General features: G+C 41.3%; 10 protein-coding genes. All 10 read right to left on the bottom strand.

Annotated features, from left to right (window positions below):
- Positions 1 to 338: 338 nt before the first annotated feature.
- The 10 genes from H6763_03510 to tsf all read right to left on the bottom strand — a co-directional run bounded on the left by H6763_03510 (position 339) and on the right by tsf (position 12,018).
- The gene (locus tag H6763_03510) at positions 339 to 2,837 is read right to left on the bottom strand and encodes a DEAD/DEAH box helicase (protein MCB9803871.1); all 2,499 of its coding nucleotides are present in this window, start codon (positions 2,835 to 2,837) and stop codon (positions 339 to 341) included.
- 4 nt (positions 2,838 to 2,841) lie between these two features.
- Positions 2,842 to 3,402 carry an aminoacyl-tRNA hydrolase gene (locus H6763_03505; protein MCB9803870.1) on the bottom strand — a complete coding sequence of 187 codons (561 nt, stop codon included), beginning with the start codon at positions 3,400 to 3,402 and terminating at the stop codon, positions 2,842 to 2,844.
- A 15-nt stretch (positions 3,403 to 3,417) separates the two neighbouring features.
- Entirely contained in the window at positions 3,418 to 3,933 is a 516-nt protein-coding gene (gene ybeY, locus H6763_03500; GenBank protein MCB9803869.1) for an rRNA maturation RNase YbeY, read from the bottom strand.
- 13 nt (positions 3,934 to 3,946) lie between these two features.
- Positions 3,947 to 4,393 (bottom strand): GatB/YqeY domain-containing protein, encoded by a 447-nt coding sequence (locus H6763_03495; protein MCB9803868.1) that lies wholly within the window; start codon positions 4,391 to 4,393, stop codon positions 3,947 to 3,949.
- Positions 4,394 to 4,428: 35 nt separating this feature from the next.
- Complete coding sequence (gene rpsU / locus H6763_03490) at positions 4,429 to 4,629, bottom strand: 30S ribosomal protein S21 (GenBank protein ID MCB9803867.1); 201 nt, start codon at positions 4,627 to 4,629, stop codon at positions 4,429 to 4,431.
- A gap of 106 nt (positions 4,630 to 4,735) precedes the next feature.
- Complete coding sequence (locus tag H6763_03485; GenBank protein ID MCB9803866.1) at positions 4,736 to 6,979, bottom strand: DUF4215 domain-containing protein; 2,244 nt, start codon at positions 6,977 to 6,979, stop codon at positions 4,736 to 4,738.
- 70 nt (positions 6,980 to 7,049) lie between these two features.
- The gene (locus H6763_03480; GenBank protein MCB9803865.1) at positions 7,050 to 9,029 is read right to left on the bottom strand and encodes a hypothetical protein; all 1,980 of its coding nucleotides are present in this window, start codon (positions 9,027 to 9,029) and stop codon (positions 7,050 to 7,052) included.
- A gap of 39 nt (positions 9,030 to 9,068) precedes the next feature.
- Positions 9,069 to 10,244 (bottom strand): site-2 protease family protein, encoded by a 1,176-nt coding sequence (locus tag H6763_03475; GenBank protein MCB9803864.1) that lies wholly within the window; start codon positions 10,242 to 10,244, stop codon positions 9,069 to 9,071.
- A gap of 28 nt (positions 10,245 to 10,272) precedes the next feature.
- Positions 10,273 to 10,821 carry a ribosome recycling factor gene (gene frr / locus H6763_03470; protein ID MCB9803863.1) on the bottom strand — a complete coding sequence of 183 codons (549 nt, stop codon included), beginning with the start codon at positions 10,819 to 10,821 and terminating at the stop codon, positions 10,273 to 10,275.
- Between the two features lie 483 nt (positions 10,822 to 11,304).
- Positions 11,305 to 12,018 carry an elongation factor Ts gene (gene tsf, locus H6763_03465; GenBank protein MCB9803862.1) on the bottom strand — a complete coding sequence of 238 codons (714 nt, stop codon included), beginning with the start codon at positions 12,016 to 12,018 and terminating at the stop codon, positions 11,305 to 11,307.
- Positions 12,019 to 12,076: the final 58 nt, after the last annotated feature.

The raw sequence follows: 12,076 nt of genomic DNA, 5'->3' as shown, positions 1-12,076 counted from the left end.
ACTCTGACTTCTAACTCCGGACATTATGCCTGTATTAGCAAGAGTATATTGAAAGAAATGAACGTGATTTACTTGGTCTTGGAGGTGTTGCCACAGCATGGTATTCGACAGGTTATATCTTGGGTCGCAATACTGGATCTCGCAAGATTGAGATTTCCGCCAAAAAAGTTGACTCGGAAAGGGTTGGGGCGATATTAGCTAAGGAGAGATCAGAACGTTTTACATCATTTTATCGAGTATAACGGGATCAAATGCAAATTATCATATTAATCCTATAAGATCAATAGGATTCGTTCTGAATCTTCTCGGCGTATTTTGTTACTGATACACACTTCTCTTTACAAAGTTGGCTCGACCCCTTCCTTCAGTTCCAATACCTTCTCCTGCAACAGAGTCATATACAAACCGTATCCTACGCTAGAGATCGCACCGGATTGCTCTCTGCCGAGTAGTTCCCCTACCCCTCTGATCTCCATATCACGATTGGCTAGAAGGAAACCTGAACCTAGTGATTCTGCCTCTTCAAGTGCCTCCAATCTATCACCAGCCTGTCCTACAAGCTTGGTGTGGAAGAAATATGCATATGCCTGTTTGTCTGAACGCCCTATCCTTCCACGTATCTGGTATAGCTGTGAGAGTCCAAAGATCTCACTACGATCAACAACCAAAGTATTTACATTTGGCAGGTCGAGACCATTCTCGATTATAGTAGTACAGACTAGGATGTCTATATGTCCTTTACCAAAACGATACATTACCTCAGAGAGTTCATGGTCGGATAGCTGACCGTGAGCGATCTCCACTACACTTCCAGGGAAATACTTCTGCAACTTGTTCTTAACATCAATGATGTCTTTGACGCGATTGTGGAGGTAATATACCTGACCCTTTCTTTCAAGCTCTTTGCTGATAGCACGATTAACTAGACTCCAATCAAACTTGGCAAACATATTTTTTATAGCTCGTCTTCTATGAGGGGGTGTGGCAATTACAGAGATATCACGGATTCCAGATAGTGACATATTTAATGTACGAGGTATGGGTGTTGCACTAAGTGAAAGTACATGTGATTCTACACGTTTCTGCTTTAAGGATTCTTTCTGAGAAACCCCAAATTTCTGTTCTTCATCGATCACTATCAGACCGATATTCTTAAATTTGATCGAAGGATTAAGTAATGAATGAGTACCGATCAAGATGTCGACCTCACCATTCTTTGCACTCTCGATAGCCTCTCTCTGTTTGGTCGGTGGCAAAAACCTCGATACTGCAGAAATCTTTACTCCAGTACCTTCAAACCGATCTTCGATCACTGCCCGATGTTGCTCTACCAATACGGTTGTCGGAGCCAGCATCACCACCTGTTTTTTTTGTAATGTAGCCCAGTACATAGCTCTCATTGCAACCTCTGTCTTTCCAAAACCCACATCACCAACTAATAAACGATCCATAGGCGATCCGGAGCGCATATCTCGTATGATCTCCTCTGTGGCTACGATCTGATCTTCGGTGTCTTGATATTCAAACCGATCAATAAAGTTCTGAAAGTCGCTTTGCTTCACTTCGTTCTGTTCTGTCTTCATCAGTTTACGCATTGCATACAGTTGGATGAGTTCCATAGCCAATTTCTCAGCATCAGCCTCTGCTTTCTTTCGGATCCGTCTCCAAGACCCACTATTTAACGAAGTCAAAACAGGATCCTTGCCAGAACCGATATATTTCGTCAACTTCTTGCTCTGGGTTAGGGGAACGTACAACCGATCCTTACCGGCATATCGTACCTCGATGAAAACACCTTCTTCCCGTTCAATGACACCGTTGTACTGACCTACTCCATGATCATCATGCACAATATGATCACCAGGAACGATCTTTTTGAATATCTCTTCTCTTTGAACCTTCTGTATAGAGGCAACTGTCCCCTCATGGACAGATTCCCCAGTATGATAATGATCAGAAAGATCTAATTCACCAAATGTCTCATATGGTGTCAGGATAACGGTCTTTTCCCTTTCATCAATAAAACCTTTCGGGATGATAGCTAGTGTATCTCCCACTACCTTTTTGAATTCGGACATGTTTTTCACATATCCACTCGCTGAATCATATCTATCACGTGAAGTGTCGATCGCCTGGATTGAATAACCCTTTGTAGTATATGTCTTTATCAATGTTTCTAAGATACTACTGGCTAACACATTCTCACCTACGAGAGGAAGTGCTCGGAAACCAATATCTATGACTGGAGCAGAGATATCTTCTCCATGGAACTTATTTACTCCCCTAACCTTTGCCAACATCAGTGGAAAATTCTCTGTATACTGCACTCCTTCAATTATCGTATCCACTACAAGATCATCTGTATCGTATCCACCATGTGATATCTCTATCTTGGAGATCTCCTCTATTCGCCTACGCGTTTCTGCATCAACGATACTGATATTTTCGATCTCATCCCCAAACATACTTACCCTGACAGGATCAACAAATCCAATTGGCCAAATCACAGCAACATCTCCATATATTGAAAATTCACCAGGCTTCCAAACTCTATTCACTCTAGATAAGCCTTGCTTGACGAGATCTATCTCCGAGAGAGCTCCTCCTACCTCCAGTAGATATGCCTTAACTTTATTGGAATATAATCCTTCAGAATACGATTCAAATGATTCAATATCATCAAAAAAGAGGATCTGGACTCGTTTCTGCAGATCAGAGGCGAGAGATCTTACGGTATATAGGTCCAAGTGGTCTGGAAATCCGGTAAGTAGAGCAATCCGTGCTTGAGATGAAAGTAACGGGTCAAATTCCTTTTGGATATCTTTGATCGTGAACATAGGATCAGACCTGCAAATGACTTCGTAGCGAACGACAGGCATCTGAGATGACCTCATTGAGTAACAAAAGGTCTTGGTCCTTGTATTTCATCAGAACATAATCTTCTCCTGAAATATCTTTGTTTACGCGATTTTCTACTCCGATCCGTACAGAAAGATAATCTGATGTGCCGATCATTAGCTTGATATTATTTATACCATTGTGAGACTTGGGAGCTTTATTACGCTGTATCTTATATTCCCCCAGGGGTATATCCAGATCGTCATGTATAACTACAAGGGATTCTGAGGCTTTTAGGTCGTATCTATTTAATGTCTCTCGAACTGCTAGGCCTGATGCATTCATCATTGTCATTGGCTTTAGAAAAAGTACTTTCTCCTCCATTCCAACCTTTCCGATAGAAAGCTCGGCGTTGAGGTATTTGTCATATACCCAATCATTCACACTATACAATGTGTCATATCCAAGGTACTCACGGAACTGATCTACAAACATAAATCCCGCATTATGCGGTGTATTTTTGTATTTATCACCAATATTCCCCAAACCTGCAAAAAGATACATCTGTATTGATATAAATTAATTACTTTTCTGATATGTTTTTAGGATGATCTTTAGTATTCGCTCTTGCTCTATGAACATAGCCTCCGGATTGTCATCCTCATACCCATACTCTAATTCCGTACTGTGATCATATCCATTTGTATGCAATAAGCCGTGTATGAGCATACGGATCAGTTCTTTTACTACAACTTCTAAAAATTCCTCATCTGTAACATCATGAACAACTTCTGACATCTTTGCCTCAATAACAGGATAACAAACGTATACCTCCGCTATTTTTTCTCTGTCGAGTTTTCCTGCCTCAAATGAAAGTACATCTGTCGAGGAGCTAATATCTCGTGTTTCATAATTGATCTCAGTTATAGCTTCTTCATCTACAAAGGATACTTCTATCACATCAACAACCAGTTTGATCTCGGCGGATATCAGATCGATCATCTTTTCGATATTTTGCAGAAGAGTATGTTCTTGGATATTGGGTGGAAGGGATCTAACACCAAATAACACGATCTTTGGCTGACCTTTTTTCATTGGGCAGAAACATTCAGCTTAACTTCTTGATCACTATATCTTTTACTGCATTTCCCTCTGCTTTTCCTTGTAACTTACCCATTACTGCACCCATAACCCTACCCATATCTTTCATACTCACCTCCCCCATCTCTTTTATTGTTGAATCAACAAATCCCTCGATCTCTTCTAGGTTCATCATTTGAGGGAGATACTGTTTGATATATTCTAATTGGATACGAGTGGAATCTACAAGATCTGTCCTACCTGCAGAGGTAAATTGATCAATACTATCTTGCAATTTCTTAGATTCTTTGCGAAGTACTTCTATGATCTCTTCTTCTGATACATCTTCACCCTTTGATATCTCAAAATTCTTCACACTTGCTATAGCTAATTGAATGATCCCAGAAATGACCTGGTCGTGATCTTTTACGGCCTTGAACATATCTTTTCTCATTCTTTCCAGAATTTCGGACATAATTTGAACGAATAAAAACTTAGATGATCATAAGATCACTTAGCTCTTCGTGCTGCTGTTCTCCTTCGTCTTTTCATCTTGGCGTATTCACGCCTCTTTTGAGAGTCTAGACTAGAAGGTGCAATGTGATAGACCCGATTTCTAAAGGTCTCAAGGATCTTTTCCCTAAGAACCTCACGATGAAGCCTTTTCAATGCACTATCTATACTCTCGTTCGAATGGACAATTACTGCCATCTAACCTACTTATAAAGTAATCTCAAAGCACGGGATTATAGCATATCCCCAATGCAAACATCCACAAGGGATGTTAGCAATTCTCATCTTCACATTGCAATACGATTCACTTCTTGGTTCTCTTTTCAAACTTCTCTCTCTCATAACCCAATCTCTCATCTTTCGATATGAATCTCAACAAGACCTTATCTGTACTATCCATGAAGAAGTACAGACCACTGATAGAGATCAGCAGTAATCCTATTCCTACCCTTCCAAGCATATTATCAAAGATAGCTGTATCAGGAAGTGGTTCTCCCGATGTTGAGCAGGTAACGGTTGTCTGATTGGTTACAGAACTTGGATTCCCACTTACAGGGATTATCTCTGCAGTATTGGTAAAAGTGCCAAATGACCCTGAAGGAACATTCACTTTATACACAAAATCTTTACTCTCACCAGGCTGTAGTACCCTCTCAGCAACGGGTACAGTCCAAGTAATGATATTTCCGGATAGAACACCGTATGAAGGTGATATCGAAGCTTTATCCACCCATGTCGGATCGACTGCATCATCCAAAGTATCGATCACACGATCGATCTCACCTGATCCTGTACCATTATTTTTCACAGTTATCTTGTAAAGGATCTGTGCGGTTAATTCTTTGCCAGTTGTACATGTAGGAGTACCATTCTTCACAATACTCCAGTCAGATGGTGCAGGGAGTTTACAATCTATCGTGCAAGTATCTCCACCATTCTTAGCGCCATCATCACACTCTTCCCCATCATCTATCACACCGTCACCACAACTTGGTAGAGAGCAGTCATTTCGACAAGCATCATCATCATTATCATTGCCATCATCACACTGCTCATCACCATTCAGTTCTCCGTCACCACAATATGTACAATTCACTCTACATTCAACATTTTGTTGGGTATCATCAATACAGCTTTTATTTGCCTCACACATCTCAGTTGTTTGATTACAGACACCATCCCCGCAATATGGCTCTTTTGTTATTGCCTCGGTCTGACAGCTTGAATTACAACCATCCCCATTATCAGAATTTCCATCATCACACTGCTCACCTGCATCTATTATCCCATCACCACAATATGTACAGTCCGCTCTACATGATTTGATCGTTTTGTTTGGACCACCTATCGGGCATGAGAATGCCGTTCCTTCATTACTTACCTCACATCTTTCACCAGTATCACAGTTACCATCCCCACAACTTGTACTTGGCGGTGGTGGTGGTGTCACATTGCAGTTTAAGGGTACTTTGGGTGATTCACAAATCGCAGTAGTAGAATCAGGTGTCTTATAGGCAGTTGCCCATACTTCATATGTATGACCAGTTTTTATCCTATCGTACTGTACCCCTGCGTCAGTCCTACCAAAATCAAAGTTTTGTGTCGCTGATTTTGCATTCTTACCACTCGTGATGAAATCCTGATAACTTGTTGCCCAGTATGTATCTGATCCTTGGGTGAACCACCCATCTGCTTGATCATTTATCCTGATAACAACCCTACCTTGACCTTCACCGATCGTGAAGTTCTCCCCAGTCACATTCCAAGAAACATCTGCACTTACACCATCATTTATTGTGGCAGGTGCAGAGGAAGATTCGACACAGGCTGCACTTACCGTGATATCACATACATCGGCTGTAGGTGGAGGTGGGGTTGATGGCTCACAGTCATCCCCAGAAAGAGATCTTGGACATAGAGTATACCCTCCTGTACCTCCATAATAATCGATCTGTCGGGCAAAACAATCAAGTGGTATATCCTGTTCTGAAGCAGGTCTTGGATCATCACCACACCCTAAGACACCAGTAAAGCTTTCACAACCAGTATCGCATCTATTACTACACTGTGATCCGTTCACAGTACTACATTGGAAATTATCACAGAAACAGTAGATACCGGATGTAGTACCCGCACCGGGGCCAGGACCATTACCTGCTGCATCACACTCCGCTTGAGTACATGTTCCTCCACCGGCAGCGGGACATTCGGACATATCCGCACACTGGTCACCACTGTCGATCCATTGATAATAAATATTACCGTTGTATGATTCGGTACACTTACATTTCTGTTTATATGTACAACCCTTACCTTCTCCGGTCTCACAGTAATACGCCCCATCCTCTACACATGTAACCCCTGGACCTGCAAGATCACTACACTCCTCATTAAATACTGGGGGTGGATAATCTCCCGCACTACTATCTGATGGACCTACTTGTGTAGATGGGCGGGAAAGTTGATAGACAACATAAATGATAACCGGTATGGCAATAATGAAAAATCCTACGATTATAAAGGTTAATCCTTTTCTGGTAATTTTCATAATGATAATTTGTTGAATAATAGTATTACACTATCAATCTACACAATGAATCTTCTGGTGACAAGTACTCCTATCGATCGTCATCCTCTACGAGGTCTTGTTCAAAACGGCTTCTGTGTTTTCTGATCGATCTTTCGGTTCGAGAATCCCTACTAAAATATCCAGCAACCCTCTCTACACCCCCAGCTAATAACAAGACTTTCTTATCGGTATTATTGAAGGCAAGCAGTAGTCCGCTTACAAGTATCAGGATGAGTGCACCTACGATCTTTCCACTTGTGTCATCAAACAATCCGGTGACAGGGATCAGACAGGCTACATTTACTGTTTCTTGAGCTGAGAATTTCTCTCCGTTCTGCGGTGTTGCTTCCACGATATTTGTATATTCCCCAAAGGATTCCTTCGGGATCAGCATTGAGTATGTCAACATCAACTCCTCACCAGGTTCAAATTGTGCATCATCACCACTCAATTTCCAGACGATCGTTTTTCCTTCTAGTACCCCTCCATTACTGATAGAACCTTGGTTCACCCAGCTTGGATCCACTTTCGGATCAAGAGTATCAACAACATCCACAATCGTTCCAGTTGCTCCACCTCCATTTCTTACCACTACAGTATAAAAGACCTGTGCAGATGTATTTGAGTTGATACAGCTCGATACACCATCCTTAGAGATCCTCCAAACAGGTGTGTCTGTTGGACAGATACAATCTGCTTGTTCTGTACATGCTGATTCACGACACTGTCCATTTGTACAAACTAATTCACCCCTACAATCCTCATCTGCCTTACATGTTTCGTTACATGCTCCTAAAGGACACTGACAGTTTGTCTGCGTCGGACAATCCGGATTTCGACATCTACCATCCGTACAAGCAAGACCGCTCGAGCACTGATCATCTGAAGTACAACCCTGTTCATCACACTGAAGTTTTGTAGAATCACATCTGACAGGGATCTCAGTCGTTGAACATGTACCTTGATAATCGCCGGTATAGTTTGGAGAATTTACAGCAACCCTCACTGTATAATTAACATCGGGTCTTATCTCATCTCCGTTGTAAGTCCAACTTGCGTTACTTGGATTCCCCCCCGAATCAATGAATGCCTGATTATCGGTAGACCACCAGAAGTCATTTCCATCCGTGAACCAATGACCGTCATCTATATTATCGATCCTTACTATAGTAGTTCCAAGTGTATCACCAGGACCCAATGTAAAATTAGCGTCTGTGACATTCCAGGATACATCGATCTTTGTATCATCCGGTAGAATCTCACACACAGCAGTAGCTGTAACATTGCAGGAATACTCTTGTGAACAATCCCAATCGAGTTGCGACGGGTCGCAACCTGGCTCAAAGTCTATACAGTAATCCCCTTTATCACCTACAAATACTACGGAGAAAGCACCGTTTGGTGCATTACTATCAAATTGATAGGTTTTACACCAATATTCTGGATTAGAATAATCAGGTGTACCTACTGTAGTACCATTAGCATCGTTACACCCTGATTGTGACCATCCATCACACATAAAACCTGAGTTCCATATCCCACAATCATCACGAGGGTTTATACCTGCTCCACAAGTCGTACTACAACCTGTGGCAGTACAGGTACCAACACATGTAGCACAATCGGGATTCCCTCCTGTATTAGGCAATACACACGTACCACCTTCACAATTCATTCCATTTCCACATCCATTTCCCGGCTGACAACACGGTTGATTCAAAGTACCACATGCAGATGCCTCACACTCCTCTCCTCCAGATGCGATTCCACCGTGTTCAGCACAAGCAGCAATATTACGTTGATCACATGTACCACCTTTATAGTTTGCATCCGGTCCAAATTGCCATCCGTCGTTACATTCCCCCCCATTACAACAGATCCCTGATGCATCACTATCTCCCGTACCGATCTGATTATCACGATTCCCTAAATAAACAACTGTAAACGCTAAGCCAGCGCCAAATAGAAGAAATCCTACAACAGCTAGAAATACAGATCCTTTCTTAGTTAATCGAACATTGTATGCCATCAAGAGGCTTTTTGATAATTATCTATATACCAATGTACATCAAGCAAAGAGATCTCGCAACAGGTCGATGTAAATGAAATCCTTTATCAGGACAGCCCCCATCAGTAACATCAGTAAAATGAAACTTATACGAATAAGCCATGCTTCAATATTCTTATTAAATCTGGAACCCATGATCCTCTCAGCGATCACCAATACGATACGCCCACCATCTAATGCAGGTATCGGAAGAAGATTCATAAAGAATAGCGTGAGACTTAGATTTGCTATCAGATCTAATATTCCCAATATCCCTAAACCTTTTAGATAATCAACAATGAAATACAACCCTACAGGACCCGCCAAAGTATTAACTGCTTGAGTATAATCACCGGAATCAGAGGCATCATTAAAGATATTTCCTATGTGTACTCCTGCCAACTTTAGCATATTTACAGAATGTACAAATCCACCCGCATACTTTTCCCAACCACGATACTCGATCAGATCGATGACATTATTTTCTAGCAGGATACCTACCTTTCCTTCTTCGGATAGATCACTTGGATACACCTCGCATACCTTTGCCTTGTCGATATAGTCACATATCTCAACATAGATCCGTTCACTTGCCCTTGATTTGGTGAATTCTGAAAATTCTCTTGAGGTCTGGATCTCTTTTAGGTCTGATTCGCTATCACCTACAGCTCTGATATAACCATCTTCAGGCCAACCCTCTTTTATAGCATTACCATCTTCGGATAATTCAGAATAGTACAGCTCTCCCAAAACCTTCTCTACCTTATTGCCAAAAGTAGGCTCATACCCTACAACGTCAGAAGGATAAACGAAACTAAATGCTGACATACTAAGAAAAACGTAGTATATGATAACTGCAGTCAAAAGATTGAATGTGACTCCAGCCAGAAGTATCGCTATTTTTACGAATACATTTTTATTTTGAAAATTTCGAGGATCATCGATGTCTGCTTTTGACATAGATTCCTCATCTACTACCTCTCCCAGGATACTGACATACCCACCGATAGGAAGCAGACATAGACGATATTCTGTTTCCCCTCTCTTCTTTGAGAATATCTTCGGCCCCATCCCTATAGAAAAAGCCTCTACCTTCACATTGGAGAGTTTAGCAACCAAGAAGTGTCCAAGTTCATGGATGAAGATCAGAAGCCCAAGCACCAAAATGACCAAAACGATATTTATTATAAAACCCATTTAGTTCACAACTGATATTAAAAAAGAGCTATATGCTCATTAAGTCACCTTCTTTTGTATCCTTCATATCTTCGATCACCTCGTTTGTCTTCTTTACCCTCTTCTCAATATCATCCTTGAACCTTTTACCGTCATCCTCAGGTAATTCTCCTTCCTTAACCATCTCATCGATCATTTTGATATAATCTCTGCGTACATTCCTGACACTTATCCTAGCTGTTTCTACCCTTTCTTTCATTACCTTGACCAGGTCTTTTCGCCTTTCTTCCGTTAGCTCGGGAACATGAACGCGAACTCCATCGCCTTCAATACTTGTGCTCAACCCAAGATTAGCTGCATCTATACCTTTTGCTACACTTTCGACCACCCCTTTATCCCAAACCTGCACAAAAAGACTTCTTGTGTCAGAAACAGATATATTTCCAAGATTCTTCAACGGACTAATAGTCCCGTAAGCCTCGACTTTTATTGGTTCGATCAACTCGGCAGTAGCCCTCCCTGTTCGTATCTGTGCCAACTCTTCTTTCAAGTGTTCAATACATTTTTCAAGGTCAGAATCAAATAGATCAAAATCCATAAAGTTTCTTGTAGTCAAAATTTACATAAAAACATTACTCACACCCTAAAGATTTTACATCAGAAACGTGTAGATTGGAATTTTCATTTTTGAATTTACCGTGGGATCGAACCTATCAAAATCCCCTCAACCTTACGATCGGAGTATTTGTGTTATTCACCAGCCCTTACAGGCTAACACCCCGCTTCGCGAAACCCAACCTCATCGCCTTACTTACCAATGGGGTATCATGTTTGGTTCACAATAAAACAAAACGGGTGGCAAAGCCACCCCAAAAACTCATCTCCTCGATAAAAATACTTATCTGACGCTATCGAAACACCCCTACTGATCTATATCATGTTCTTGGTGGCTGAACCTCATCGTGTACTTCGTGCCTATCTCCGTCATGTACTCGGTGGCTGAACCTCACCCAGCACCAGTACAGATAGGAATCCCATCTGACCGACATTTAGTATCGGATCGATACGAAGTATCCCTTACCTACTTACCAAATTCCCAGACCAATAATCTTCCGATCTTCAGAGGCTCACCTAATCTACCAATTGCGTCATCAAGTAAACTCTGCATCGTCTTGGTGTCATCTTTGAACCACTTTTGGGATAATAGACATTTCTCCTCATAGAACTTGTTCAATTTACCTTCGATGATCTTCTCAACGATATTTTCTGGCTTCCCTTCCTCCAAAGCCTCTCTTTTGAACAGATCTTTAAGTTCAGAGAGTTTGTCTTCCGGGATCCTATCGACAGAAACATATTCAGGTTTCATAGCAGCAGCCTGCTTGGCTAATTCATTTGCAAATTGGATAAAATCTTCATTTTTAGCCACAAAATCTGTTACACACTCTACCTCTATTAGAGCAACTGTCTTGCGATCAGTACCATGAACATACGAACCGATCATACCCTCTTTAGGTTTTTCTACTGTATCAACAGGGTCAGAAGCCCATCCACGTTCTTCGATCAAATCAAGTGCTTTTTCAAAATCCTCCTCAGCATCTTTGAACGCTATTTTGCAAAGACCGATCTTGGCTCCTGTCATATTATGTAATCGACTTACCGCATCACTTTTTTCATTAATATATACGACTGCCTTCTCCATATCACCATCGGCATTCTCCAAAGCCTCCTTACATAATGCCATTCCGGCAGATGTTTTACTGCGAAGTGCGACTATATCTTTTGCTGTGTAACTCATGCTTGATCTAGCTAATTTTATTGAATATCAGATAACATTGAATTCCAATGCATCTGAT

This window comes from Candidatus Nomurabacteria bacterium, assembly GCA_020632395.1.
In the GTDB taxonomy this organism is placed as follows: domain Bacteria; phylum Patescibacteriota; class Dojkabacteria; order SC72; family JAHDCA01; genus JACKFQ01.
Note: the sequence above shows the minus strand (reverse complement) of the source record. Positions and strands in the feature narration are given on the sequence as shown.

Excerpts from the sequence above, each read along its gene's own strand:
- H6763_03510 (MCB9803871.1), bottom strand. The coding sequence starts at position 2,837 with ATGTTCACGATCAAAGATATCCAAAAGGAATTTGACCCGTTACTTTCA.
- H6763_03505 (MCB9803870.1), bottom strand. The coding sequence starts at position 3,402 with ATGTATCTTTTTGCAGGTTTGGGGAATATTGGTGATAAATACAAAAAT.
- ybeY (MCB9803869.1), bottom strand. The coding sequence starts at position 3,933 with ATGAAAAAAGGTCAGCCAAAGATCGTGTTATTTGGTGTTAGATCCCTT.
- H6763_03495 (MCB9803868.1), bottom strand. The coding sequence starts at position 4,393 with ATGTCCGAAATTCTGGAAAGAATGAGAAAAGATATGTTCAAGGCCGTA.
- rpsU (MCB9803867.1), bottom strand. The coding sequence starts at position 4,629 with ATGGCAGTAATTGTCCATTCGAACGAGAGTATAGATAGTGCATTGAAA.
- H6763_03485 (MCB9803866.1), bottom strand. The coding sequence starts at position 6,979 with ATGAAAATTACCAGAAAAGGATTAACCTTTATAATCGTAGGATTTTTC.
- H6763_03480 (MCB9803865.1), bottom strand. The coding sequence starts at position 9,029 with ATGGCATACAATGTTCGATTAACTAAGAAAGGATCTGTATTTCTAGCT.
- H6763_03475 (MCB9803864.1), bottom strand. The coding sequence starts at position 10,244 with ATGGGTTTTATAATAAATATCGTTTTGGTCATTTTGGTGCTTGGGCTT.
- frr (MCB9803863.1), bottom strand. The coding sequence starts at position 10,821 with ATGGATTTTGATCTATTTGATTCTGACCTTGAAAAATGTATTGAACAC.
- tsf (MCB9803862.1), bottom strand. The coding sequence starts at position 12,018 with ATGAGTTACACAGCAAAAGATATAGTCGCACTTCGCAGTAAAACATCT.